Origin of the sequence: Rickettsia honei RB, assembly GCF_000263055.1 — a bacterium.
Lineage (GTDB): Bacteria > Pseudomonadota > Alphaproteobacteria > Rickettsiales > Rickettsiaceae > Rickettsia > Rickettsia rickettsii.
Genome location: NZ_AJTT01000008.1, coordinates 14,415 through 41,120, shown reverse-complemented (window position 1 = coordinate 41,120; position 26,706 = coordinate 14,415). Strand labels below are relative to the sequence as shown.

Sequence of the window (26,706 nt, the reverse complement as noted above, 5' to 3'; positions counted from 1 at the left end):
TTTGGATTTTAAGAAGTTAATTTAAAGCTATAAAATATTTCATCTGTAATGCAAAAACATTAGGTCCTGTAAAAAATTAATCTATACTTAGTTGTTTTTGATTGAAAATTATAAGATTTTTCTTGGAATAAAAACAACTGTTTCAACAAGAATCTTATTAATTTTTACTTAAAACTATCTAAAATACGAATAATTCAACTTTTCTTTACAGAACCTAGTGCAGAAATAATTATTTTAATTCAACTTTTGCTCCAGCAGCTTCTAACTTACCTTTGATTTCGTCTGCTTCTGCTTTTTTCACATTGCTTTTAATCGGCTTTGGAGCTTCATCAACTAATTTCTTAGCTTCAATTAAACCAAGACCTGTGATATCTTTCACAACTTTAATTACTTCAACTTTCTTATCACCGGCAGCTGTTAAAACTACTTCAAACTCAGTTTTTTCAGCTACTGCTTCAGCCGCAGGAGCTGCAGCACCGGCAGCTGCTACAGCTACAGGAGCTGCTGCAGATACACCCCATTTTTCTTCTAGCATTTTCACAAGCTCAGCTGCTTGCATTAACGTTAATGATGATAATTGTTCTTCAATTTTAGCTAAATCTGCCATAATTTTTTCCTTTTACTTTTTTTATATTGAGAGATTACTAAATCAGGCATTTTAAAGTTAATTAAATTCTTTTGTGCTTCAAATTATAAGACTTTTTTAAAATAAGAATAATATCCCATAAAAAACCTTATTAATTTTCACTATAACAGCTCTTTAATTATCAATTAAAATACCTGATGCAGTAACCTTTAAGTTAATTTTTACTAGCATGTGCTTGTATTACTCTCGCCATACTCGAAGATGGGGCTTGTAAAACACCTACAACCTTAGTAGCCGGTGCTTGTAATAACCCAACAATTTTACCCCTAAGCTCATTAAGTGTAGGTAGCTTAGAAAGTTCTTTTATTGAATGTTCATCTAATACGTGATTATCTACTATTCCACCGATAATCTTAAGATTATCATTAGCCTTAGCAAAATTAACTACTAATTTTGCCATCTCAACCGGTTCTTTAGAATAAACAATAGCAGTAGGACCCGCAAATAAATTAGCAATACTATTAAGCCCTGTTTGATTTGCAGCTATTTTTGCTAAAGTATTTTTAACTACTTTAAAACCTGCTTCTTTAGATTTAAGTGATTCTCTAAGCGAACTCACTTGACTAACGGTTAACCCGTGATAATGAGTAATAATTATAGAGGGCGATTCTTTATAAATATTTACAATATCCTCTACTGCTACCGGTTTTTCTGATCTTAACACCTTTTAATTCTCCTTTTATAATACAGTTTAATATATTTAAACTGATACAAATGCTTAAAATAACAAAATTTTTTATTATTACTATACTACCGTTAAACGGCTATAAAAATTATGCTATACTAGTTAAATCTATTTGTACCGATGCTCCCATAGTAGAAGATAAATACATTGCTTTTAAATAACTTCCTTTTAACCCGGCAGGTTTTGCTTTAATTACTGCCTCAATAAACGCATTTAAATTTTTTAATAAATCTTGGTCTGAAAAAGATAATTTTCCAAGCCCTGCATGAATTATACCTGCTTTCTCTGCTCTATATTCTACCTGACCGCTTTTAGCATTTTTAATAGCATTTTTAATATCTAAAGTTACGGTACCAAGTTTAGGGTTAGGCATTAAACCTTTTGGCCCTAAAATTCTTGCAACTGAACCTATAGCTGCCATCATATCGGGAGTAGCTATACATACATCAAAATTAATTTTCCCTGCTTTAACTTCATCAATAATATTTGAACCTACTAAATCTGCTCCGGCACTTTTAGCTTCTTCTTCTCTTTCTTCTTTACAAATAACGGCAACTCTTACGGTTTTGCCTGTACCGGCAGGTAAATTAACTACACCACGTACCATTTGATCGGAATGCCTAGAATCAATTCCAAGCTTCATAACTATTTCTAAGGTTGGATCAAATTTAACATATGATGCTGATTTTAATCGTTCAACTGCATTTGTTAAATTATATAAAGTATCTGATTTTACTTTTTCTCTAGCTTCTCTTATTTTTTTACCGCCGCTAATTTTTACAGCAACATCTTTCTTATTTGACATAATAATTAATTCCCTACTACTTCAAGTCCCATAGATGCAGCACTACCACAAATAATTTTTGTTGCTGCTTCAATATTTTTTGTATTTAAATCAGGCATTTTTAACTTTGCAATTTCACGACAATCATCCATAGTAACTTTACCTACTACGGCTTCTTTTTTAGTAGCACTAGAACCTTTAGTAATTTTAGCATATTTCTTTAAAAAGTAAGAAGCAGGAGGAGTTTTTATTTTAAAAGAAAAACTACTATCTTCATAAACGGTAATTACGGTTGGCAGAGGTATTCCTTTTTCCATACCTTGCGTAGCATCATTAAAATCTTTACAAAATGCTGCAATATTAACTTTTCTTTGTCCTAGGGCCGGTCCTATAGGAGGTGCAGGAGTGGCTCCAGCAGCTGGAATTATCAAGTTAATATAACCTTTTATTGCTTTCTGAGACATTTATAAATATCCTTATTTTTCTCTTAAATTAATATTACTTTGTAATAATTGCATGGATCTTGTTTCCCATCATTGCAAGGAAAAGCTGTAAGTTTTGACAAAACAAGGAAGAAAAAAAATTCTGTAAATCAGAAGTTTTTTATTATTTCTCCTAGATTGCCACGCAGCATACGGCTGCTTTTGCAATGACGACGCATTATCCCGCCAATGAAATCCTGAACATTCGTACAATACAGCTTAAGTAATTTATAAACCGTATTTAGTCCAACTTTTAATCATTTTTCTTTACTTGATTAAAATTTAGTTCTATTGGAGTTGCTTTACCAAATATTGCAACTGAAACTTTTAACCTATTTTTTTCTTGATCTATTTCTTCTACTGTACCCATGAAAGTTTCAAAAGGACCGTCTGTAACAGTCACTATTTCACCAACTTCATACAATTTAGAATTCTTTGCTTCTTTAGCTTCTGCTTCCAAATTATTAAAAATATTTTGTATTTCACTTTCTGTAAGAGCTTTTGGCGTGGTTTTGCTTCCTAAAAAGCCGGTTACTCCAGATATATTTTTTACTAAATGCCAAGATTTATCAGTCATATTCATCTTTATCAAGATATAACTTGGCATTAGTTTTTTTTCTACCTTGACATTTTTACCGCGTTTAACGTCAGAAACTCCAAAAACAGGTATTAATATATCTTCAAAAAAATCCGTCATGTTCTGTTTAGCGATTTTTCTAAGCATATCTTCTTTAATGCGTTTTTCTGCTCCTGATGCCGTATGTACTACATACCACTGCTTTACATTTTTTTCAGAAGAAGGCAATATATTATCTATACTCTGTGCTGTCACAATTTATTCCTCATACTATTTGCCGATATTAAGCAAAAGCTGCATTATGTTATGTATACTATAATCAAGTACCAAACAAATTAGGCTAAAAATAAAAACTGCTACTACCACTACTAATGTTGAAGCAACAAGCTCTTTTCTAGTTGGCCAAACTACCTTATAAGTTTCTTGTTTAACTTGTTCAAAAAACTTATAAATTTTATATTCTTTAAACATATTTTTGTTAGGTAATTTATTAGACTTCTTACAAAATACTACCTCTAGAGGCAATTGAGACGATAATCCAACACTGGAATTCTCACATACTAGTATGTACGCTGCGATTCGAGGTGAAGTACCTCTTTCAAATTTCTCTCTATAAGCAAATTTTGTAAAAATTCTATATTTTATAGCAAAAAAGCTCTAAGCCTATAATGGCAGGAGCGACAGGTATCGAACCCGCAACCTCCGGTTTTGGAGACCGGCGCTCTACCAATTGAGCTACACTCCTATCATATTTTTAATAAAAAATCAATAAAAGTTATTAAAAATATTTGTTATTATTAAAAAATTACTATAATAAACAGTACTGTTAATTTATAAACTGCCACGGCAAAACAACATTTATTTCTGTAAGACGTGACACCTCACCCCTAAATTATTTTTTAGCTTTAATAATATCAGCTACTTGACTCGGCACTTGATCATAATGAGAGAATATCATACTAAACTGAGCTCTACCTTGAGATAAAGACCTAAGCGTATTAACATAACCAAACATTTCCGCTAAAGGAACATTCGCAGTAACTACTTGAGCATTCCCTCTTGGATCCATGCTTTGAATTTGTCCTCTACGACTATTTAAATCGCCTATAATATCACCCATATATTCATCAGGAGTGATAACTTCAACTTGCATAATCGGCTCAAGTAATTTAGGATTACCTTTCGGCATCCCTTCTCTAAATGCTGCCTTTGCAGCAATTTCAAACGCAAGTACACTAGAATCTACATCATGAAACGCACCGTCAACTAAAGTTGCTTTAAAATCAATCATAGGATAACCGGCAATAACACCGGTTTCTCTAATATTATTTAATCCTTTTTCAACACCTGGTATATATTCTTTAGGCACGGCACCGCCAATGATTTTACTTTCAAAGACAAAAATTTTATTTTTATCTTCATCTTTTAGATCTTTTACCTCTTTTAGAGGCTCAAAAATAATTTTTACACGAGCAAATTGTCCTGCACCGCCGGATTGTTTCTTATGGGTATAATCAATTTCACAAGCTTTTGTTATAGTTTCACGATATGCTACTTGAGGAGCTCCAATATTTGCTTCGACCTTAAACTCTCTTCTCATACGATCAATGATAATTTCTAAATGGAGCTCCCCCATTCCTTTTATCACTGTTTGTCCTGTTTCATAATCAGTTGACACTCTAAATGATGGATCTTCAGCTGCTAAACGAGAAAGTGCGAGGCCCATTTTTTCTTGATCGGCTGTTGATTTAGGTTCTACCGCAAGCTCAATTACCGGCTCTGGAAATTCCATTCTTTCTAAGATTACTTGCTGATCAATATCGGATAACGTATCACCTGTGGTAGTATCTTTAAGACCTGCTAAAGCTACTATATCACCTGCTGATGCTTCTTTTACGTCTTCACGATTATTAGCATGCATTAATAGCATTCTACCGATTTTTTCTCTTTTATTCTTTACGGTATTAATAACAGTTGTTCCTGAAGTAATTTTACCTGAATATATTCTAATAAAAGTTAATGAACCGACAAATGGGTCATTCATAATTTTAAATGCTAAAGCTGCAAAAGGCTCAGTTACCGAAATAGGGAAATCTTTTTCTTCACCGGTACTTACTTCCATACCTTTTACTATACCTATATCAATAGGCGAAGGTAGAAAATCTACTACGGCATCAAGTAAAGGCTGTACCCCTTTATTTTTAAAAGCACTACCGCATAAAACCGGATACAATGCTGCTGAAATAGTACCTTTTCTGATTAATCTTTTAATCTCTTCTGCTGTTACTTCTTCACCTGATAAATATTTTTCCATAACATGATCATCTAACTCAACAACCATATCAAGTAATTTAGCACGATATTCTTCAGCTTTATCTTTCATATCGACAGGTATATCTTCTTCAAAATACTCAGCTCCAAGTGCTTCATCTTTCCAAATCACTGCTTTCATTTTAATAAGATCAATGATACCTTTAAAATTTTCTTCAATCCCTACAGGCAACTGAATAACAAGTGGTTTTGCTCCTAAACGATCTTTGAGCATTTCAACGCATCTATAAAAATCTGCTCCCATTCTGTCCATTTTATTGACAAAACACATTCTAGGAACATTATATTTATCTGCTTGCCTCCAAACCGTTTCTGACTGCGGTTCAACACCTGCTACACCGTCAAATACTGCAACCGCACCGTCAAGCACACGAAGCGAACGCTCTACTTCGATAGTAAAGTCAACGTGTCCAGGAGTATCGATAATATTAATTATTTTATCTTGCCATCTACAAGTAGTAGCAGCTGAGGTAATGGTTATACCGCGTTCTTGTTCTTGTTCCATCCAATCCATGGTAGCACCGCCCTCATGAACTTCACCTATTTTATGCGATTTACCGGTATAATATAAAATACGTTCGGTAGTTGTGGTTTTACCGGCATCAATGTGAGCACATATACCGATATTACGAATGTGCTCAAGTTTATTTATTTTACTCATTATACCCTACCTTATTTCATTTTTTTAGGGCTAAAATGAGAGAAAGCTTTATTAGCTTCGGCCATTTTATGAGTATCTTCTTTCTTCTTAATGGCAACACCTCTATTATTAGAAGCTTCAAACAGCTCTTCGGCAAGTTTATCAATCATCATTTTTTCAGAACGTTTTGACGCAGCATTAATAATCCAACGGCTAGCAAGGGCATATCCTCTTCTTTCATCAACATGCGTCGGAACTTGATAATTAGCTCCTCCAACCCTAACCGAAGTTACTTCTAAATGCGGCTTCACGTTATGCATAGCATTATTAAAGGTTTGATACGGATCAACTCTATGCTTCTTTTCAATTTTATTAAAGGCTGAATAAACAATTTTCTCTGCAAGGGCTTTCTTCCCTTCTTTCATAATATTATTGATAAATCTTGACAGTAAAATACTGTTATATTTCATATCAGGTAAAATTACTCGCTTTTCTGCGGCATGACGACGTGACATTTTATTTTTTCTCTCTAACTAATAATTTATTTTTTTGTAACTGCAACTTGTTTACGAGGAGCACCGTAACGTGACCGACCTTGCTTACGTCCTTTAACTCCGGCAATATCATAAGCACCGAGTACGATATGATATTTCACCCCCGGAAGATCAGGAACCTGACCGCCTCTTACTAACACCCTATCATGTTCCTTTACACTATGCTTTTCACCAGGAATATATGCATTTACGGTTCTTTTATTACTTAAACGCACCGTTGCAATCTTACGCAGTGCAGAGTTAGGCTTTTTAGGGGTAACGGTTTTTACAACTAGGCAAACACCGCTTTTAAAAGGATTAGATTCTAAGGCAGGAGATTTGGTCTTACGAGTTTTTGACTTTCTCCCAAAACGTACTAATTGATTATATGTCGGCATTAAAAAAAATACTCCAAAAAAAACTTATATATACGATAATTAAAGGGTGAAAAATACTTCCACCCTTTATTTTCAATCATTTCTAAATACAAATTATAAGAATTTGTAAATTACACTAAATTTAAATTATAATTACTTTTTCCATAAAAGCAAGTATGTTTTAATTAACAATCATTTTTTTCTCAATTATTTTTGCTATAAAGCTGATTAACATCACTAAAATATAGTAACAGCACGCAGCAATAAGCATTGGAAAAAAATAATTATATGTTTCAATTGATACAATTTGTGCTCTACGCATTAAATCCATTTCTCCAAGCATAGAAATAATGGCTGATTCTTTAATCAAATTTACAAGCTCATTTACTAATGACGGAAAAATATTTTTAACTGCTTGCGGCAGAATTATATCTTTCGTTATTAAAAACTTTGGAATAGCAAGAGCTTCAGCCGCTTCAAACTGCCCTTTATCAACTGCATTAATCCCTGCCCTGATTACTTCGGAAACATATGCTCCCGAATTAAGAGAAAAAGCAATAGCTCCCGCCATAAACACACTAAATTTAATGCCTATGATATAAGGTGAAGCAAAATAAATAATACTTAATTGAATTAATAAAGGCGTTCCTCTGAAAATAGAAGTATAGAAATTTGCAAAAAGCCTTAAAGCACGATTTTTATTTACCTTACAAATAGCGAGCAGCATCCCTATTACTAAACCGAATATAACGGCAATAACGCTATATTTTAAAGTTACCAAAGTTCCCTCTACAATAAAAAAGATTTTTGGATAGAATTTTATTAAATACTCAAACATATGTTATATATATTTTTTTCTTGTCATACCGCGGCTTGACCGCGATATCTAAAAAATAAGCATTTTTGGATCCCGCGATTAAATCGCGGGATAACATTAAAGGTTTCTAGATTCCTGCTTTCGCAGGAATGACATAAGAACATTAATCAGTACACTCTCTTCACCGGCGGGACTGCTGTTACTTCATCGGTTAAAGTAGTTAAAGTCACAGATTTATAATCAAGAACTACTTTACCTGCTTCATCGATAGAGCTAAGAGTATGCTTCATCCAATCCTCATCATTACGATCAGGATAATCTTCACGTGCATGAGCTCCTCTGCTTTCTTTTCTTGCAGCTGCCGAATATACCGTTACTAAAGCTTGATCAAGTAGATTATCTAGCTCTAAGGCTTCCACCAAATCGCTATTCCAAATTAAAGATTTATCGTTAATTTTTATATCTTTATAGCCGCTTCTTATTTCGCTAATCATTCCTGCCCCTTCATCTAGTACCTCTTGAGTTCTAAATACCGAAGCATGGCTTTGCATAGTTCTTTGCATTTTAAGCCTTAACTCTGCAACTAAAATATTACCGTTAGCGTGACGGACTTTATCAAATCTATTTATAATTTTTTCAAGGCTTTCTTCTTTTATAGACTTGTGGGGACTCACAGGCTTAATAAGCTCGGCTGCTTTTAATGCAGAACTTCTACCAAATACTACTAAATCAAGCAAAGAATTTGATCCTAATCGGTTAGCACCGTGTACCGATACGCAAGCCGCTTCACCGATTGCCATAAGCCCTTTTACTACGCTATTATGATTTTTACCATCTTTGATTATGACTTGACCGTGATAATTCGTCGGTATCCCGCCCATATTATAATGTACCGTAGGAAGTACCGGTATCGGCTCTTTAGTCACGTCAACACCGGCAAAAATTTTAGCCGTCTCAGAGATACCGGGCAAACGACTATGTAAAATCTCAGGCGATAAATGATTTAAATGTAAAAATACATGATCTTTATGCTCGCCGACTCCTCGCCCCTCTCTGATTTCTATAGTCATTGCTCTTGAAACTACATCTCTTGAAGCTAAATCCTTTGCAGCAGGAGCATAACGCTCCATAAAACGCTCACCGTTTGCATTAACGAGATATCCCCCTTCGCCTCTTGCCCCCTCGGTAATAAGACAGCCGGCCGAATATATACCTGTCGGATGGAACTGTACAAATTCCATATCTTGCAGTGGAAGACCGGCTCTAATCACCATGCCGCCCCCATCACCAGTACAAGTATGAGCAGACGTCGCCGAAAAATAAGCACGCCCGTATCCGCCCGTTGCAAGCACTACATTATGCGCTCTAAAACAATGCAGACTACCGTCATCTAAATTCCACGCAACTACGCCTCTACATTCACCATCTTCCATCAATAAATCAATAGCAAAATACTCAACGAAAAACTGTACTTTATGTTTTAGTGACTGTTGATATAAAGTATGCAGTATGGCATGCCCCGTACGATCTGCCGCAGCACATGTACGCTGAGCTGCTTTTCCTTTGCCGTACTCTGTTGTCATTCCTCCAAAAGGACGCTGATAAATTTTTCCCTCTTCAGTTCTTGAGAAAGGTACGCCGTAATGCTCTAGCTCTAAAATCGCATCGGGAGCGTTTTTGCACATATACTCAATGGCATCCTGATCGCCTAACCAATCAGAACCTTTTACCGTATCATACATATGCCAACGCCAATCATCTTCGCCCATATTCCCAAGAGCCGCACTAATTCCGCCCTGAGCAGCCACAGTATGACTACGGGTTGGGAACAGCTTAGTTATACAAGCGGTATTTAGCCCTTCTTTAGCCATACCGAATGCAGAACGAAGACCTGCTCCGCCTGCACCTACAACTACTACGTCAAATTTATGATGAATGATATTATACGCTTTGGTCATTAAATTAATTTTTTACTATTTTGATACGTGAATTGTCTACCTCTGTCACCCCATAGCTTGACCACGGGGTCCAGTAATTCAATACACAATATTGTTTTCTGGATACCGCGGTCAAGCCGCGGTATGACAATTTTTATCCTTTATAAAACAGCGCTACTACAAAAGCTACAATAGTAACAATGCAAAATAATTGCACTATTATAATCAATGTATTACGTAATTTGTGACAACTTATATAATCTTCAATTACTACACGCATACCAAGCATCGCATGATACAACGAAATAACCACCGTAATTAACAAAGCTACTACATTAAAAGGCTTTTTAAGTTCCCACATAATAATATTTATATCATTATTTTTGTTGGTTAACGTAAAATATATTAGCCACACAGAACATAAAGCTAATATAATCCCCGTTACTCTTTGCAATAACCAATGATGAGAACCGCTTTTAGCAGAACCGCTATTTTTTGCTTTTACAATTTCTGCTTTAAAATCATATACCATTAATTTTCTCTATTATTTGTTTTAGCTTTTCGTCATTGCGAGGAAATTGCATAGCAATTGACGAAACAATCTCAGGCATTTGTTATTATTTCTGAGATTGCCACGTCGATGCTACGCATCTCCTCGCAATGACATTTTTAATTACTACACCCATAACAATACCGTTAATAATACAGATCCTACCACTACACACCAACCGGTGATATTAACCAATTTTATAGAAAAACCGTAACCGATATCCCAAAATAAATGCCGAATGCCGTTACATAAATGATAAAACCAAGCGTAGCTAACAGCTACTAAGCATATTTTTATAATACAGCATTCAGCAAACTGTAAATAATTATTGTCATATTTACTAAGAATCAACCACCACACCAAGATTGACACCGCAAAAAACAAAGCTACGCCGGTCATACGATACAAAATTGATAATGTAGAACTTATTTGCGGCTTATATATAGTTAAATGCGGTGAAGTTGGACGCTTATTATAAATTTCTTGTTTGGTTTTAGTCATATATTTCTAATAAATAAAGGGTTATGTCATTCCCGCGAAAACGGGAATCCAGAAAAGGAGAGCTTTTAATTACTGGATTCCTGCTTCCGCGGGAATGACATACTACACGTTTCAATCGGTCAACGACATCTATCTCTGCAACCAATGTCTTTCTACAGGCGATAAATCATCTGTCACTGCTCTCCTATCATCGAAGACAAAACATTCACCTTGCCATAAATTGTTCTTGTTTTGTGTATCTTCTAGATATTGCAGTATTCCACCCTTTAAATGATATACCTCATCATAACCTATGCTTTTAAGTAAGCTGGTGGATTTTTCACACCTGATACCACCTGTACAAACCATAGCAATTTTCTTACCTTTGAGCAATTCTTGATTCTGCTGAACCCAAGCAGGAAATTGTTTAAATGTTTTAGTATTAGGATTAATTGCTGATTTAAATGTACCAACCTCTACTTCATAATCATTTCGAGTATCTATTACTATAACATCTTGTTTTGTGATAAATTCATCCCAATCTTTCGGCTCTATATATTCGCCTTTAAACAAATCAACATTTAAATCATCAACGTTCATTGCTATGATCTCTTTCTTCAGTCTGACTTTCAATTTCTGAAAAGGATGAATATCACTATAATTTATTTTAACGTTAACATCTTTGGGACCGGTCAGCTTTATCAATTCTTCAAGTACAAGATTTACATTTTCATATGAACCTGAAAAAGAACCGTTAAAGCCTTCATTAGCTAATAAAATAGTACCTCTAACATATTTTCTTTTACCGATAAGCAAAAGTTTCGGTATCAAATTCGCCGGTTCTTCTATATTAACAAAACTATATGCACTTAAAATTGCTATTTTTTCATTCATAAATTATTTAGATATTATTTTTACATTCTATATTATTCCCGCGAAGGCGGGAATCCAGCAAAAGCTATAAAAAACTTATTTTTATAGCTTTATTTTATTAAATATGTAATTTTTGTATCAATGTTAAGATTATTTTTCTGGATTTCCGCCTTCGTGGAAATAACATAGAAAACTACATAACCTGCAATGGTACGAACATATTACTACTCCCCCTTTCAATCAAGAGCAAAATATTTTGCTTATCTGATTTTTTAGCATTTTCATATAATTCTTCTAGCTTACTTATATCGTCTATGCTTTCCTGATTAATATTGGTTATCAGATCACCAATTTTGAAGCTACTTTCTTCTTCATCAATATTGGTTATCACTATTCCCATTTTATCTTGAGGAATAGTATATTTTTGTCTTAGTTCTTCAGTCAAATTACCAAAAGTAATATTATTTTTAGTAATAGATAAATTATTTTCTTCTTTATTTGTTATTTCTTTCTTATTGGTCTCTTCTGTAGAATCTTTGGTAACCTCTTCATTATCCGAAGTAATTTTAATAGGTAACTCAAGCTCCTTTTTATCGCGAAGTATTTTTACTTTTACTTCCTGATCAATAGGAGCATCTGCAATAATTACACGTAATTTTTTAGTATTTTTAACCGGTATATCTGCAAACTCTATTATTATATCACCCGTTTTAATTCCCGCTTTATCACCTGGACCGTCTTCTTGTACTTTAGCTACTAACACCCCCCTAGTATTTTTAAGTCCTAGCCCTTCAGAAATTTCCTCGGTTAAATCTTGTATTGTTACTCCAAGGCGTCCTCTACTTACTTTGCCATCTTTCTTAAGACGTTCGATTATAGGCTTTGCAGTATTTGACGGTATTGCAAAACCGATACCTATATTAGTACCGAGCGGTGAAAAAATTGCCGTATTTACGCCGATTACTTTCTGATCCAAATTAAACATAGGACCACCGGAATTACCGTTATTAATTGCAGCATCCGTTTGAATAAAATTATCAACTATATTGTCCGTATCTATATCGATATCCCGCCCTTTAGAAGAAATAATACCGCTTGTCACCGTACCGCCTAGATTACCGAACGGATTACCGATCGCAATAACCCAATCTCCTACTCTTGCATCATTTGAATCTCCAAACTCAACAAAAGGTAGAGGTTCCTCGCTATCTATTTTTAAGAGAGCTAAATCGGTTTTAGTATCGTTACCTATTAATTTAGCCGATAATTCGGTATTATCTGCAAGTTTTATATTAATTTTATCAACATTTGCAATTACATGATAGTTTGTCACTATTAAGCCGTTAGGTTCAATAATAAATCCTGAACCAAGCGGGACACTTTTCGGAGTTTGATCAACCTCTTCCAAATTCAGCGGTATATTAAGCTTTTCTAAAAAATCATTAACTTTTTCTTGCAGAGAATCTTTCTCGGCGTTTTCCGATTTACTATTAACATATTCTATTGTTGAAATATTAACGACTGCAGGAATTAACGGTTCAACTATATCGGCAAAACTATAACGAGCGGCTTCACTTACTTTTAAAGGAGCAGAATTTATTTCCGTAAATTCATTCTCTTCTTGAGCTGCTACTTTTAAAGACTTACTATTTTCTTTTGCTAGAACAACGTTACTTGATATTAAAACTATTATAACAATAACTATTTTCAGATTAACCATACACTCCAAGTAAATAAAAAGTAGATAGACTAGTATACTACTTAGTGAGATTTAGATATTTTAAAACTTCAGCATCCGGTGAAATTACAAAATTAGTATTCTCTTTCTTTAAAGAATTTTTATATACTAAAAGTGATCTATAAAATTTATAAAATTCCGGATCAACTGAATAAGCAGAATTATATATTTTTGCCGCTTTCTCATCGCCGTCACCTTTAATAATTTGTGCATCTCGATAAGCTTTAGCAAGTATTATTTTACTTTCTTTATCTGCTTTTGAACGAATACGCACGCTTTCTTCTTGTCCTTCCGCTCTAATTTGGGTTGCTTCTTTTTCACGTGCCGTTTGCATACGACGATAAATAGCCGCACTATTTTCTTTTGGTAAGTCTGCTCTTAAAATTCTAACATCTACAACATCAATACCGAAGCTTTTAGCTTCACCGTCCACTTGATTTAAGATATTTAACATTACATTACTACGTTCCTGACTTAAAAGGCTACTTAGCGAGATTTTACCTATCACCTTACGCATTGACGATTCAAGATTACGAGTCAGCCTAATTTTCACACCTTGATAATCATGTACCGTTTTATAAAACATTACGGGATTATTAATTTGGAATTTGGCGTAGGCATCAACAATAACTCGTTTACCGTCAGCAGCCGTTAATTCTTTTGCCTCAACCTCAACATCTAAAAGACGCTTATCAAAAAATTCAACATTTTGAATAAACGGGATTTTAATATTCAGTCCTGGATTTTCTATAGTTCTAACTGCCTCACCAAACTGGAATACTACTGCAGATTGGCGTTGGTCAACTGAAAATAAGGAGCTAGAAATCAGTATCAGCCCAAAAACAATTGTAAAAATTATATAATAAATCTTTTGTTGCATTTAATATTCCTTGTTGTTTAGATATCATTTGTGTATAGCGTGAAAAACACACTTGATGTCATTCCCGCTTTTGCGGGAATGACATAGCACCCCTATGGTTTAATAGCCATGTGCGGCAGTAGTGCATTATTAATAATCGTTTTATTTGAACCGCCTAATATCTCTTCGACTACTTCTAAATATAATCTATCTCTAGTTACTTGCCTACCTGTAGCATATTGTTTATAAATAGCATTAAATCTTTGGCTATCACCTTCTGCTTTCGATATAACTTCTGCTCTATAACCTTCTGCTTCTTGTATAATCTTTGCAGCCGCTCCTCTAGCTTCCGGTAAAATCTTATTATTATAGGCTTGAGCTTGATTTATTTCTTTTTCTTTATCTGCTTTTGAAGTTTGCACGTCTCTATAAGCGTCTATTACTTCGGCAGGCGGCTCGGCTTTTAATAATTGTACTTTCTCAATCATAACGCCGGCATTATAACTATCCAATATCTTCTGTGCTAATTTCTCTATTTTATAAGTAATCTCCTGCTTTTGATCGGATAATACCCAAGAAATAGGAGTATTACCTATGACTTCCCTAACGGCACTCTCGACTGTTGCTTTTACTGTTTCTGCAGGTCTTTGTACGTTAAAAATAAAATCTTCAAGATTATTAATATGCCACATTACGTCACAATTTAAAGCAATGATATTTTCATCACCGGTGAGCATTATACTTTCACCGGCAATATTTTTAGTATTATCGCCACCGCTACGCAGAGAGCTATTTGTACGATAACCAATCTCAATCCGACGTGATTGTTTAACTTTCTCAACTATTATCTTTTCAAAAGGTGCCGGTAAATGATAATTAAGCCCGGGGTAGCCCTTACGCACAAAACGCCCAAATCTTATTACCGCTGCTTCTTCGCCTTCTTTTATTTCATAAATACCCGAAGCGAGCCATAAAGCAACCACTGCAACAACAGATAAAATTATTGTTTTAGCATTGAAATTAAACGGGAATTGAAATTGATCAAAATTAAATTGATTTTTACGCGGTCTTGTGAATATGTTATCTTCTTTATCAGAATCAAAATCTTTCCATGGGGATTTTTTTAAAATTGAGATATGTTTTTTATTAAGCATTTGCTTTATTGTTTTATATTATTTTTAAAGATGAGATAATTATATATATTATAGTATATAACGTCAAGTTACGAGCTTAAACAGCTTTAAAAAGGAAATTTAATTATGGCGAATTTACACCAACGACAAATTATAGATAAAATTCAGCATATTACCTTTAAAGACGGTACTTTTTTAAATGAAGTTATATCGGATATTATAATTAAAGGTAATAATATCGGTTTCTCAATAGATATATCAGGTAAAAACAAGTTAGAAGTCGAAGAAATTAGACTTAAGGCAATTAATAAACTTAACGAGATTTCGGAAGTAAATAAAATAACAATTGTTTTTACTGAAAGTAAACCGATGGAGAAAAAATTTCAAAAACCAAAACATTTTGTAGAAAATGTAAAAAAAATTATCTTAGTAGCGTCAGGTAAAGGCGGAGTCGGAAAATCTACAATATCTGCTCTTATCGCTCAACAGTTAAGTCTAGCAAATTACCGAGTCGGGATAGTAGATGCGGATATTTACGGTCCGTCAATTCCGCATATATTCGGCATTAACGAAGTACCGCAAACGAAAGATGGACGAATAATACCGGTACTTGCTCAAAGCATCGAAATTATATCTATAGGCTTCTTCGTTAAAGATCACTCGGCAATTATTTGGCGTGGTCCTATGGCGAGTAAGACTATTTATCAATTATTATCGGTAACAAAATGGGATAATTTAGATTATTTAATTATCGATATGCCGCCGGGAACAGGTGATATTCATTTAAGTATACTAGAAAATTATCATTTAGACGGCGTAATAATCGTAACTACACCACAAAAAATATCAGAAATAGACGTAATACGTTCTATAGATTTATATCAAAAACTAAATTTACCTATTTTGGGAATAATTGAGAATATGAGCTATATGCTTAAAAATAATAGTGACGGACATTTATCACAAAAATATAATATACCACTAATCGCTCAAATTCCGATCACACCACAAATAGCCGAGGCTTGCGATAAATCACTACCTCTAACAAACTTATTAACATTACCTTTAGAGAAGTATTTACAATGAAAATACACGTATTGAAGGATGATAGAACAGGCAACACCCATCAGGCTATTGCACTTGCTGAAAAATTAACGGAAGAATATACAACAATTAAGCTTGAATATAATTGCTTAGCTAAGCTACCGAACTTTTTACTAAAATATTATCCTATTCATATAAAAAGTGAGCTATTGCAGTATCTTTTGGATAAGTCCCCGCCTGATATGATAATTACCGCTGGAAGAAGAACGGCAGTACTAGCATTTTATTTAAAAAAGAAATTTAAAGATATCAAGTTAATACAAATAATGCAGCCTAATCTTCCTTACAATGCATTTGATGCCGTTATTCTGCCTTATCATGACCAACGTCATTGCGAAACCACAAAGTGGCTGAAGCAATCTCAGGGCTTTTTTACTAGATTGCTTCGTCAATACTTCGTATTTCCTCGCAATGACGACTTTAAAAACATCATCCCCATCAACGGAGCTATCAACAACGTAACTGAACAGTTCGCCGCAACGAACTTGGAACTCCAAAAACATTATCCTAATCTTAAACAGTTTATTGCAGTGATAATCGGTGGGAATAATAAAAAATTTAATTTCCATGAAGATGAAGCAGTTTTATTTACTTCATTATTAAATAAAATATATACTAATCAAAAAATACCTTTTTTCATTAGTTTTAGTAGACGTACACCACACACTGTAAAATCAATTATTAAAAATAATATGCCGTCCTCCACAATTATTTATTACCCGAACGAAGACGCAGGATATAATCCTTATATAGCTATGCTCTCCAAGGCAAAATATATAATCTCTACGGCCGACTCAATCTCAATGTGCAGTGAAGCAGCTTCAAGCGGCAAGCCTCTTTATATATTCTGCCCACCAAACTTTAATTCTTCAAAGCATAAGATTTTTATAAAGCAGTTAGTAGAACAGAAGATAGCAAGAATTTTTGATAAGTCGGCTATTGCTTTAGAAGAATATAGCTACAAACCCTTAAATGAAGCAGAAAGAGTAGCTGAAATTATTAAATCTTTAATCAAAAGCTGGTAATTATATGGATAAAGATATACAATCATATATATTCATTAATAAGCTAAAATCTTTATCGTTTGTCAACGAAATATGGCTTTTTGGCTTCTCGTGTTAGAGGGGATAACGATGAGCGTTCTGATATTGATATTGCAATTATCTGCCCTAATATTCCAAGATCAAGAATGGCTAGAAGTTATTTCTATTATAGAGAATGTCAACACGCTTTTAAAAATAGATTGTGTAAGGTTTGAAAATACTAAAATAAGCTCTGCACTTTATAAAAATATATTAAAAGAAAAAAATTATATATGTCAAAAATAAACCTTAAACTTGAAAAATTTCGTAAAGCTTTTATGACGCTTGAAGATATTTATTTAAAACCGACAACAGAAGATAGGGCTTATATTGATGCCACTTATACAAAGATTTGAATTTACTTTTGAACTCGCGTGGAAGTTTTTAAAAGAATATTTTTCTCAAAAAGGCACATTTCTTCACTATACTAAAGAAGTGCTAAAGGAAGCTTTTGTTGCCGGTATTATAAATGATGAGAGTTTATGGATTTATATGCTTACTGATCGTAATATGATATCTTATACTTACGATAAAAAGCTTGCTGATGAAATATATAACCGAATAAGAAATTATGTTCCTGAACTTAAGAAATTACTAAATATCATTGATTTAAAGATTTAATAATACCTTGCAGAGTTTGGACTTCAGGGGAAGAAAAACTATTTATACGTGTAAATATATTAGTGATATTTTGTTGCATAGCAGTTTTTTTGTCCGGAGCCTTGAAGAATCCGGCTTTATCGAGTTTGCCGAATAAATTTACTAAAAAATGCTCTATTTCTTCTTTAGTAGCTAATTTTTGAATGTTATGTACATCCTCTCTGGGCGTAGAATTACGAAACAACTCATAGCATATAATAATAACCGCTTGAGCAATGTTTAATGAGCTAAATTCGGTTGTATTAATAGTGATAATCTTATTAGCAAATGCGATTTCTCCGTTGCTAAGCCCATTATTTTCCCGTCCGAACATTATCCCGACTTTTTCAGAATTTGGATAATCTAAAGGTAAATTTTGTGAAAATACATAATCTTTATTCATAGCCCTTTTAATGCAAGTAGTAGCATATAAATATTCGAGGTCTTTAATGCTATCCTCTAGGCTATCAAAAATTTTTGCATGATCTATAATATTAACCGCTCCGACTGCATTACTACGTGCTTGCTCATTAGGCCAGCCGTCTCTTGGAGCCACGATTCTAAGCTCATTTAAGCCAAAATTCTTCATTGCTCTTGCAGTAGCACCGATATTCGCACCCATTTGCGGGGCAACTAATATTATTATTGGATTCATTTTAATAATTTTTTGTAACTAAGCAGGTATAGGCAATCGCTACGGCGTCAGCTTCATCAGAATTGGTAATTAAGGCAGTGCCAGGCAGCAAAAGCTTTATCATATGCAACATTTGGTCTTTCTCTGCATGCCCATATCCTGTTACGGTTTTTTTTACCGTATTTGGCTTAAACTCTCGCATGTCCAAATTATATCTACCGATCAGCGACATTATCGCCCCTCTAGCATATCCAAGCTTTAAAGAAGTCACGCTATTAGTATTAACAAATGTTTCTTCAATCGCTGCCATATTTGGTTGATATTCTAATATTACTTTTTCTAATGTACTATTAATAAAAGCAAGTCTATGATGAATTGCATCCTTACTATTTGTTCTAATAATACCACTAGCTAAATATTTCAACTGTGCGGTCTCCTTTGCCACTACTGCCCATCCAAGACTCCCAAGTGCCGGATCAATCCCAAGTATTATCATGATTATTTAATGTTATTTTTATTGGTGTCATTCCCGCTTTCGGGGGAATGACATCGAAAACTATCCAACAAAGCCTGTCAAGCCACAGGGTGACAGCTTTATATCTTCATATACTGATAAAATTCTTGATTATTCTCCCACAGCTCACGCACCTTAACGAATAAAAATAAATGAACAGGAAATCCAAAAAACCTCTCCATTTGCATTCGGGATTTTGCTCCTATTTCTTTGATTTTAGAGCCGTTTTTACCGAGTATTATAGTTTTATAGCTCTCTCTTGAAACTACTATAACTTGATTAATCTTTACGGATTTGTCTTTAAGATCTTCCCATTTTTCGGTTTGTACGGTTAATTTATAAGGGAGTTCTTTCTGCAAATTTAAAAATAACTGCTCTCTTGTAATTTCTGCTGCAATAAAACGCATAGGTAAATCCGTTATGTAGTCTTCCGCATAAAGCCAAGGAGAAATTTTGGCCTTACTTGTTATATATTCAAGTAATCCATCAATATTTTTGCCTGATAAAGCAGATATAGGAAAAAGCAAGCTATCAGGATGATTTTCTGTTAAAAAAGCTTTAATGTCATTTAGATATTTTGATTCGATGTCTATTTTGTTCAATAAAAATATCGGAACAATATTAAGTGAGCGAAGCTTATCTAAAATATTATGCGTTATATCATCAAACGACTTTAGACTATCAATAATTAACAGAACTAAATCCGCACTATGCAAACTAGACCACGCACATCTTACCATTGCTTTCTCTAAGCTCCCTTTCGGCTCAAATATACCGGGCGTATCGTATAAAATTACCTGTGTATCTTTTAAGGTAATAATACCGGTAATAATTGACCTAGTAGTTTGAACTTTTGGGGTAACGATTGAAAGCTTCTCACCGATTATTCTGTTTAATAAAGTTGATTTTCCGCTATTAGGTCGCCCGATTATACAAACCGATACCGTTTTCTGATTAGACATCTTCCCAAACTTCACTTCTAGAGGTAATTTAGACGTCGATCCAGTACTCGCATCCTCACGTACTGCGGCGGCAAGTGCTTCCGTGTCTCCTTTAAATTCCTCTCTATAAGCGAATTTGGCAAGATGTCTATTAGTCATTTTTAAGTCTATGCAATAAGCTGCGTGCTGCGTTTTTCTCTGCTTCTTTTATTGCGTGACCAGTGCCTGTTTGTTCATAATCTTTTACTTTTACAAGAACCGTAAAAGTCGATGAATGGGAGGCTCCTTCTCTTTTTATCAGACGATATATAGGTAGGTTATGATCACTAGCTTGAGCCCATTCTTGTAAAGCAGTTTTTGGGTCATAATCCGTTAAATTCTGAACTTTTATAAATTCTGCCCATAACTTCTCGATAATATCATGGGTTGTTTCAATATTGCTATCAAGATATATAGCTGCAATTAAAGCTTCCGTGGCATTTTCTATATTATTAAGATTATCACGCCCACCTGCTACTTCTTCGCCATGAGTCATAATTATATAATTTTTTAAAGTAAGTTTAGCTCCAACCATGCATATTGTTTCTTTGCAAACCAAATATGATCTAATTTTAGCTAAATTCCCCTCATTATAATTTGCAAAATTTCTAAATAAAATTTCTGTGATTACTAAATTTAATACGGCATCACCTAGAAATTCTAATCGTTCATAATCTTTATTATCCTTGTACTCGTGATGTTGCCTTAAAGACGGGTGACTCAACGCCTCTATTAAAAGCTCTTTATTTTTGAAACTATAGCTAAGTAGCTTTTCTAACTTCTCAAATGATTCCATTACGCATCCGTGTTATAAAGATTTCTGAAAATTCGATTTAACCTAACAGATTCAATCCATGGCTTTAACTTTAGTACTAGATTAATAACTCCTATATCATTATCCCACCAAGTTATTTTTGTTGAGAACCAAATAAATTGTGCTTTAGCAATAAAATTTTCAAACGGTACAAATCCAAGATTTACTCTACTATCATTTGACTGATCTCTATTATCCCCTAAAAAGAAATATTTCCCTTCAGGTACATAAAAAACATCCGTATTACCGTATCTATCATTATATATAACGCCATAAATAGGAGCAAGCTTATAAGAAAAATATGTTCTACCGTTTGGCAGTGTTTCTTTAAACTTTAAATATTTTATTCCTTCTTCGCTTATATAAGTTCCAACTTCCGTGCGTTCTATTTTTTTGTCGTTAATATATATTACGTCATTAATCAATTGAATTTTATCGCCGGGTAGCCCTATTAAACGCTTTATATATCTAACACTCATATCGTTAGGCGGACGAAAAACTACAATATCGCCACGATCCGGTTCACGAGCAAATATTCGCCCTTTAAAAAGAGGAATAAAATCAAAAAAAGATAAAGAATAATTACTATAACCATAACTATATTTCGTAGAAAATATATAGTCATTCTCAAGTATGGTTGCTTTCATAGACCCGGTCGGAACGGTAAACGGCTCCATAATAAGTATTCTAATAAGTAAAGCGATACATATTACAAAAGCAAAAGACCCCCACTCTTGCTTAGCTGTTTTATTAGTGTTTGATTTTGTATTATCTGTTTGCATAATCTCTTAATTATTTATAAATTGGAATCGTCATTGCGAGGAAATTACAAAGTAATTGACGAAGCAATCTCAGGAGTTTGTTATTATTTCATGAGATTACCACGCTCCTTTCTCCTTTCAGTCGCTCGCAATGACGGCTTAGTATCCACGCAGGCAATCTCTCCTCGCAATGACGATAAAAAGTCAAACCACACTATAACTCTTTATCCTTGCCTCAATCTCGCTTCTAAAATGGCGTATCAGCCCTTGAATCGGCCAAGCTGCCGCATCACCTAAAGCACAGATAGTATGCCCCTCTATTTCTTTCGTAACGTTAAGGAGTTCGTCTATCTCAGATCTTTTGACATTACCTTTAACTAGCCGCATCATAACTCGCCACATCCAGCCCGTACCCTCACGGCAAGGAGTACATTGCCCGCAAGATTCATGCATATAAAATTTACTAAGCCTTGCTATTGCATAAATAATATCGGTCGATTGATCCATAACTATAATACCGCCTGTACCAAGTCCAGAACCTGCTGTTCTTAAACTATCAAAATCCATATCCACTTCACATAATGACTTAGGAAGTAAAGGCACGGAAGAACCGCCCGGGATTATGGCTTTAAGATTATCCCATCCACCACGAACACCACCCGCATATTTCTCAATCAATTCTTTTAACGAAATGCCCATTGCTTCCTCAACATTACAAGGCTTGTTAACATGCCCTGATATGCAGAAAATCTTAGTTCCCGTATTGTTAGGTTTACCTATACCAGCAAACCAGCTAGCTCCTCGTCTTAAAATGGTTGGCACTACTGCGATAGACTCAACATTATTTATAGTAGTCGGACAGCCATATAACCCAAAGCCGGCAGGAAAAGGCGGCTTTAAACGAGGCATACCTTTTTTACCCTCTAAACTTTCAAGCAATGCCGTTTCTTCACCACAAATATAAGCACCCGCCCCACGATGTAAATAAATATTACAATCAAAACCCGAACCGCAAGAATTCTTTCCTATTAACCCTTCTTTATAGGCTTCATCTAAGGCACGCTGAATATTAGAGGCTTCATTATAAAACTCACCTCTAATATAGATATAACAATTATTCGCTCCTATAGCAAAGCTTGCAAGCAAGCAACCTTCTATTAATTTGTGCGGCTCAAACCTTAATATATCACGATCCTTACAAGTGCCAGGCTCAGACTCGTCGGCATTTACTACTAAATAGCAAGACTTCTCTAAATTTTTAGGCATAAATGACCATTTCATACCGGTAGAAAATCCGGCACCTCCTCGCCCTCTAAGCCCTGATTTCTTAACCTCTTCAACGATGAAATCTCTACCTTTATCAAGCAAAGCTTTAGTATTCTCCCAATCGCCTCGCTTCTTGCTAGATTTCAAATCATGGCTTTGCTGCCCATACAGGTTAGTAAAAATTTTGTCTTCTTCTTTTAGCATAAACTATTCTCGTTATGGCTTAAAAACGTCATTGCAAGGAAAAATTGAAAATTTTGACGAAGCAATCTCGTGCCAAAATCCTGAGATTGTCATGCAGGCTACGGCCACTCGCAATGACAATGAAGCCGGCCCAAGCAACAATGCCTGCTCGCAATGACGATTCTTTACCTTTCTATTACTTTTTTATTAAACTTCCTATTAACAAACATTGTAAGTATCGGAGCAGAGATAAAAATTGAGGAATAAGTACCGGCTATTATCCCAAAAAATACAAGTACGCTAAAACTACGGATTGCCTCACCGCCAAAAAGAATAAGGGCTAAATTGGCAAGTAGCGTGGTCATGACAGTTAAAATAGTTCTTGATAAAGTCTCATTAATACTTAAATTTATAATTTCCGTGATATTTTTTTTATGATATTTACGTAAATTTTCTCTAATCCTATCATATATTACTACCGAATCATTAACGGAATAACCTATAATAGTTAACACTGCAGCAATAGTACTTAAGTTAAAATCAAGCTTTGTCATACTCATAAACCCAAGAGCGAGTATTACGTCATGCACTAAGGCGATAAGTATACCAAGACCAAAATACCACTCAAAACGCACCCAAATATAAACCATAATCGCTAAGAAAGAGAATAGCATCGCCATAGCCCCCGCTTCTATTAGCTGCCTACCGACTTGCGGACCGACAAAATCTACCTTACGATATTCAAACTTATACGGAAAATTACTTTGCAAAGATCCTTTAATTAACTCAATATTTTTCATGAGATTTTCTTCACTACTACTACCGAATCTAATCGATAAATCACACTCACTACCGAAATTCTGTAAGACCACCTCACCTATTCCAAGCTTGCCTAGAACCCCACGCATTTTTGGCAAATCAGGAGTTTGATCAAGCCTTACTTCAATAACTATACCGCCGGCAAAATCAATACCGAAATTAAATTTATATATACCGATCCAAATAAAGCTAATGAGTGATAAAATAATTGAGAAAGTGTAACTAACTTTTGTAAAATTCATAAAATCAAAATCGATTTTATTAGGTAAAAGTCTTAAAGGATAAATTTGCATTATTATATATTTTGTTGAATAAGGATTATATTTGTATTATATAGTAAATTCAAAAAGGTTAAATGATTTTTTATGTCAGAAGTAGTAGTAAAAGAACAATTAGAGCAATATATAAGCAAAATAGAAAGATTAGAACAAGAAAAAGCTGATTTATCTCAAGAAGTAAAAGATATCTTCCAAGATGCTTCTTCACATGGATTTGATGTTAAAGCTATGAAATCTATATTGAAACTAAAGAAATTGGATAAAGATAAACTTGCCGAGCAGGACGCTATGCTTGAGCTTTATAGAGATACTTTAGGGATTTGAGTCATACGTCATTGCTAGGAAATTACGAAGTAATTGACGAAGCAATCTAAGGAGTTTGTTATTATTTCATGAGATTGCCATGCAGCTTACGGCTGCTTGCAATGACGTATTTAGTATTCACGTAGCAATGCACTCTTTCACAGTAATGACATAAGAAATACAAATATATTTAAGCTTTTGCTGCCTTAGTTTTAGCAATAGGGATATGTCTCTCTTTAATTCTAGCCGACTTACCGCTTCTATTTCTTAAATAATAAAGTTTAGCACGACGAACTACTCCGTATTTTACTACATCAATAGAGTGTACTATCGGCGAGTAAGTCATAAAGCGTCTTTCAACTCCTTCACCGTGGCTAATTTTACGTACTAAGAAAGATGAAGTAATACCGCGATTTCTTTTTGCAATAACTACACCTTCATAAGCTTGAAATCTTTCCGTTAATTTTTCCTTACCGTCTTTCTCAATCGATCTATCAATAATTTTAACAGTTACCTTAACTGTATCGCCGGCTTCAAAATCGGGAATTTTTTTATTTGCAGTACGCTTTGAAATATTTTCCTGTTCAAAGCGGTCAATAATATTCATTTTTTAACTCCTTAACTCTATAAATCTTTAAGTAACTCCGGACGGCGTAATTTAGTAATCATATGTGATTGCTCTTTTTTCCATTCATTAATTAGCCTGTGGTTACCGGATAACAAAACACTCGGTACAGCTCGATCACGCCAAATTTCAGGTCTTGTATATAGGTTGCATTCAAGCCCGCCCTTAAATTCCCCGTCTTCTTCAAAAGACTCAGAAGATAAGGTATTTTGGTTCATTAAAACACCTGGCAGTAGTCTAATTAAGCAATCGAGAATGGTGAGGGTAGGTATTTCTCCACCGGATAAAATGTAGTCGCCTACACTAATTTCTTTAACATTATACTCTTCAATTACACGTTCGTCAATCCCTTCGTAACGTCCACATAAGAATATGAGGTTTTTATTTTTTAACATCTCTTTAGCAAAGCTTTGGGTAAAGACTCTACCGCGAGGTGAAGGGTAGTACATTTCAGCATTAGGATTTAAAGCAAGAGCATGATCTATGCTACTGCCTAGAACATCAGGACGCATTATAAGCCCGTTACCACCGCCATAAGCCTCATCATCAATATTTTTATGCTTAGTTAAACCGAAATCTCGAATATTAATAACGTCATATGACCAAATATTTTTATTTAGTGCTTGTCCTGCTAAAGAATGTCCTAGAGTTCCAGGAAACATTTCAGGAAAAACGGTTAAGATTGTGGCATGAAGTATAGACATACGTTTAAAATAGTAGACAGTACCAATTAACGCAATAAAATTATAATTTAATTATTTATCCCACCCACCTGTCCTATAATCTTCTTTTCTTTGTTTTTTAGCAGCAGCTGTTGTACCACTCCTAAATGCTTCAGCTTTTTGTTGATGCGTTTTATGAGCTTGATCACTTTAAAATTTTTGAAATTCTGCTTTCTTAGCAGCTTCTATATTAATGGACTTGTTATTTTCTCTAAGCGTCTCATAGCATCTTTATCTAAACTAATACCTGCTTCTTTTGCTTGCTACTCTATTTTTAATGCTGTCTTATAACCTGTGCTGCTACGTTTTTAGCTATAACTTGCCTCTGCATCAACCCACTTCTAGAATCTTTCTTCATTGCATCATTATATGGATTTATCTTATTATTTTTAATATCCTTTATTTGTTTTTCTGCTTTCTTTTTATCAAAAAATCTTCTGGCATAACTTCCCCCAAAATTTAAGTTAAAAATATATCTATAGTTGCATATATTTCAAAAAAAGTTAATAAAAAAAATAGAGGTATAAGTAATTAAAAATT

The 26,706-nt window shown here is 34.2% G+C and carries 32 protein-coding genes and 1 tRNA gene; 6 read left to right on the top strand and 27 right to left on the bottom strand.

Annotated elements, in window-relative coordinates; translation table 11 throughout:
* Positions 1–229: 229 nt before the first annotated feature.
* From rplL to hflK, 18 genes are all read right to left on the bottom strand, one after another.
* Positions 230–607 carry a 50S ribosomal protein L7/L12 gene (rplL, locus tag WSW_RS0107425; RefSeq protein ID WP_014273192.1) on the bottom strand — a complete coding sequence of 126 codons (378 nt, stop codon included), beginning with the start codon at positions 605–607 and terminating at the stop codon, positions 230–232.
* A 193-nt stretch (positions 608–800) separates the two neighbouring features.
* Positions 801–1,310 (bottom strand): 50S ribosomal protein L10, encoded by a 510-nt coding sequence (rplJ, locus tag WSW_RS0107420; protein WP_016917631.1) that lies wholly within the window; start codon positions 1,308–1,310, stop codon positions 801–803.
* A gap of 109 nt (positions 1,311–1,419) precedes the next feature.
* Positions 1,420–2,136, bottom strand: a complete 717-nt coding sequence (rplA, locus tag WSW_RS0107415; RefSeq protein WP_016917630.1) for a 50S ribosomal protein L1 — start codon at positions 2,134–2,136, stop codon at positions 1,420–1,422.
* 5 nt (positions 2,137–2,141) lie between these two features.
* Positions 2,142–2,579: a 50S ribosomal protein L11 gene (rplK, locus tag WSW_RS0107410; RefSeq protein ID WP_004996639.1), complete on the bottom strand. Its 438-nt coding sequence runs from the start codon at positions 2,577–2,579 to the stop codon at positions 2,142–2,144.
* Between the two features lie 271 nt (positions 2,580–2,850).
* Positions 2,851–3,429 (bottom strand): transcription termination/antitermination protein NusG, encoded by a 579-nt coding sequence (gene nusG, locus WSW_RS0107405; protein ID WP_016917629.1) that lies wholly within the window; start codon positions 3,427–3,429, stop codon positions 2,851–2,853.
* 15 nt (positions 3,430–3,444) lie between these two features.
* The gene (gene secE / locus WSW_RS1000000111270) at positions 3,445–3,645 is read right to left on the bottom strand and encodes a preprotein translocase subunit SecE (RefSeq protein ID WP_004996644.1); all 201 of its coding nucleotides are present in this window, start codon (positions 3,643–3,645) and stop codon (positions 3,445–3,447) included.
* Positions 3,646–3,843: 198 nt separating this feature from the next.
* Positions 3,844–3,919, bottom strand: a tRNA-Trp gene (locus WSW_RS0107395).
* Between the two features lie 147 nt (positions 3,920–4,066).
* Positions 4,067–6,166: an elongation factor G gene (gene fusA, locus WSW_RS0107390; protein ID WP_016917628.1), complete on the bottom strand. Its 2,100-nt coding sequence runs from the start codon at positions 6,164–6,166 to the stop codon at positions 4,067–4,069.
* Positions 6,167–6,177: 11 nt separating this feature from the next.
* A complete protein-coding gene (gene rpsG / locus WSW_RS0107385) occupies positions 6,178–6,660 on the bottom strand; it encodes a 30S ribosomal protein S7 (protein ID WP_004996646.1) in 483 nt (160 codons plus the stop codon).
* 26 nt (positions 6,661–6,686) lie between these two features.
* Positions 6,687–7,076 carry a 30S ribosomal protein S12 gene (gene rpsL / locus WSW_RS0107380; RefSeq protein ID WP_004996647.1) on the bottom strand — a complete coding sequence of 130 codons (390 nt, stop codon included), beginning with the start codon at positions 7,074–7,076 and terminating at the stop codon, positions 6,687–6,689.
* 160 nt (positions 7,077–7,236) lie between these two features.
* Positions 7,237–7,893, bottom strand: a complete 657-nt coding sequence (locus WSW_RS0107375; RefSeq protein WP_004996648.1) for an amino acid ABC transporter permease — start codon at positions 7,891–7,893, stop codon at positions 7,237–7,239.
* 146 nt (positions 7,894–8,039) lie between these two features.
* Positions 8,040–9,830, bottom strand: a complete 1,791-nt coding sequence (gene sdhA / locus WSW_RS0107370; protein WP_016917627.1) for a succinate dehydrogenase flavoprotein subunit — start codon at positions 9,828–9,830, stop codon at positions 8,040–8,042.
* Positions 9,831–9,963: 133 nt separating this feature from the next.
* Entirely contained in the window at positions 9,964–10,341 is a 378-nt protein-coding gene (gene sdhD, locus WSW_RS0107365; protein WP_012736733.1) for a succinate dehydrogenase, hydrophobic membrane anchor protein, read from the bottom strand.
* Between the two features lie 144 nt (positions 10,342–10,485).
* Entirely contained in the window at positions 10,486–10,860 is a 375-nt protein-coding gene (gene sdhC / locus WSW_RS0107355; RefSeq protein WP_016917626.1) for a succinate dehydrogenase, cytochrome b556 subunit, read from the bottom strand.
* 129 nt (positions 10,861–10,989) lie between these two features.
* A complete protein-coding gene (trhO, locus tag WSW_RS0107350; RefSeq protein WP_016917625.1) occupies positions 10,990–11,733 on the bottom strand; it encodes an oxygen-dependent tRNA uridine(34) hydroxylase TrhO in 744 nt (247 codons plus the stop codon).
* Between the two features lie 172 nt (positions 11,734–11,905).
* Entirely contained in the window at positions 11,906–13,432 is a 1,527-nt protein-coding gene (locus WSW_RS0107345) for a Do family serine endopeptidase (RefSeq protein WP_016917624.1), read from the bottom strand.
* A 37-nt stretch (positions 13,433–13,469) separates the two neighbouring features.
* Positions 13,470–14,330 (bottom strand): protease modulator HflC, encoded by an 861-nt coding sequence (gene hflC / locus WSW_RS0107340; RefSeq protein ID WP_004996654.1) that lies wholly within the window; start codon positions 14,328–14,330, stop codon positions 13,470–13,472.
* A gap of 92 nt (positions 14,331–14,422) precedes the next feature.
* Positions 14,423–15,463 (bottom strand): FtsH protease activity modulator HflK, encoded by a 1,041-nt coding sequence (hflK, locus tag WSW_RS0107335; RefSeq protein WP_016917623.1) that lies wholly within the window; start codon positions 15,461–15,463, stop codon positions 14,423–14,425.
* 105 nt (positions 15,464–15,568) lie between these two features.
* Here hflK and WSW_RS0107330 point away from each other — a divergent pair, with 105 nt between their 5' ends.
* The 5 genes from WSW_RS0107330 (at position 15,569) to WSW_RS1000000111255 (ending at position 18,249) form a co-directional block, all read left to right on the top strand.
* Positions 15,569–16,528 carry an Mrp/NBP35 family ATP-binding protein gene (locus tag WSW_RS0107330; RefSeq protein WP_016917622.1) on the top strand — a complete coding sequence of 320 codons (960 nt, stop codon included), beginning with the start codon at positions 15,569–15,571 and terminating at the stop codon, positions 16,526–16,528.
* Positions 16,525–17,571 carry a mitochondrial fission ELM1 family protein gene (locus tag WSW_RS0107325; protein ID WP_016917621.1) on the top strand — a complete coding sequence of 349 codons (1,047 nt, stop codon included), beginning with the start codon at positions 16,525–16,527 and terminating at the stop codon, positions 17,569–17,571. Before WSW_RS0107330 ends, WSW_RS0107325 begins: the two co-directional genes overlap by 4 nt.
* A 72-nt stretch (positions 17,572–17,643) precedes the next feature.
* A complete protein-coding gene (locus WSW_RS1000000111260) occupies positions 17,644–17,874 on the top strand; it encodes a hypothetical protein (RefSeq protein ID WP_238528584.1) in 231 nt (76 codons plus the stop codon).
* On the top strand, positions 17,862–17,984 hold the full coding sequence (locus tag WSW_RS1000000113715; RefSeq protein WP_274378122.1) for a hypothetical protein: 123 nt from the start codon (positions 17,862–17,864) through the stop codon (positions 17,982–17,984). The genes WSW_RS1000000111260 and WSW_RS1000000113715 overlap by 13 nt, the downstream gene beginning before the upstream one ends.
* Entirely contained in the window at positions 17,962–18,249 is a 288-nt protein-coding gene (locus WSW_RS1000000111255) for an HI0074 family nucleotidyltransferase substrate-binding subunit (RefSeq protein ID WP_238528582.1), read from the top strand. The genes WSW_RS1000000113715 and WSW_RS1000000111255 overlap by 23 nt, the downstream gene beginning before the upstream one ends.
* On the opposite strand, the gene WSW_RS0107305 is transcribed toward WSW_RS1000000111255, so the two are convergent.
* The 7 genes from WSW_RS0107305 to secF form a co-directional block, all read right to left on the bottom strand.
* On the bottom strand, positions 18,230–18,922 hold the full coding sequence (locus tag WSW_RS0107305) for an RNA methyltransferase (RefSeq protein WP_016917620.1): 693 nt from the start codon (positions 18,920–18,922) through the stop codon (positions 18,230–18,232). The two genes, WSW_RS1000000111255 and WSW_RS0107305, sit on opposite strands and share 20 nt — an antisense overlap.
* 1 nt (position 18,923) lies before the next feature.
* Positions 18,924–19,397 carry a crossover junction endodeoxyribonuclease RuvC gene (ruvC, locus tag WSW_RS0107300; protein ID WP_016917619.1) on the bottom strand — a complete coding sequence of 158 codons (474 nt, stop codon included), beginning with the start codon at positions 19,395–19,397 and terminating at the stop codon, positions 18,924–18,926.
* Positions 19,398–19,495: 98 nt separating this feature from the next.
* Positions 19,496–20,515 (bottom strand): GTPase Era, encoded by a 1,020-nt coding sequence (era, locus tag WSW_RS0107295; RefSeq protein ID WP_016917618.1) that lies wholly within the window; start codon positions 20,513–20,515, stop codon positions 19,496–19,498.
* Positions 20,508–21,191, bottom strand: coding sequence for a ribonuclease III (gene rnc / locus WSW_RS0107290; RefSeq protein WP_016917617.1), 684 nt, complete (start codon positions 21,189–21,191; stop codon positions 20,508–20,510). The genes era and rnc overlap by 8 nt, the downstream gene beginning before the upstream one ends.
* Entirely contained in the window at positions 21,191–21,991 is an 801-nt protein-coding gene (gene lepB / locus WSW_RS0107285) for a signal peptidase I (RefSeq protein ID WP_016917616.1), read from the bottom strand. The genes rnc and lepB overlap by 1 nt, the downstream gene beginning before the upstream one ends.
* Before the next feature lie 183 nt (positions 21,992–22,174).
* Complete coding sequence (nuoF, locus tag WSW_RS0107280; RefSeq protein ID WP_016917615.1) at positions 22,175–23,440, bottom strand: NADH-quinone oxidoreductase subunit NuoF; 1,266 nt, start codon at positions 23,438–23,440, stop codon at positions 22,175–22,177.
* A 164-nt stretch (positions 23,441–23,604) separates the two neighbouring features.
* Complete coding sequence (gene secF, locus WSW_RS0107275; protein ID WP_016917613.1) at positions 23,605–24,531, bottom strand: protein translocase subunit SecF; 927 nt, start codon at positions 24,529–24,531, stop codon at positions 23,605–23,607.
* A 72-nt stretch (positions 24,532–24,603) separates the two neighbouring features.
* Here secF and WSW_RS0107270 point away from each other — a divergent pair, with 72 nt between their 5' ends.
* Positions 24,604–24,840 carry a DUF2312 domain-containing protein gene (locus WSW_RS0107270; protein ID WP_004996682.1) on the top strand — a complete coding sequence of 79 codons (237 nt, stop codon included), beginning with the start codon at positions 24,604–24,606 and terminating at the stop codon, positions 24,838–24,840.
* 169 nt (positions 24,841–25,009) lie between these two features.
* Here WSW_RS0107270 and rplS read toward each other — a convergent pair whose 3' ends face one another.
* Together rplS and trmD are read right to left on the bottom strand one after the other, a co-directional pair.
* Positions 25,010–25,426, bottom strand: coding sequence for a 50S ribosomal protein L19 (gene rplS, locus WSW_RS0107265; protein ID WP_014273176.1), 417 nt, complete (start codon positions 25,424–25,426; stop codon positions 25,010–25,012).
* A gap of 17 nt (positions 25,427–25,443) precedes the next feature.
* Positions 25,444–26,148, bottom strand: a complete 705-nt coding sequence (gene trmD / locus WSW_RS0107260) for a tRNA (guanosine(37)-N1)-methyltransferase TrmD (protein WP_016917612.1) — start codon at positions 26,146–26,148, stop codon at positions 25,444–25,446.
* Between the last annotated feature and the right edge of the window lie 558 nt (positions 26,149–26,706).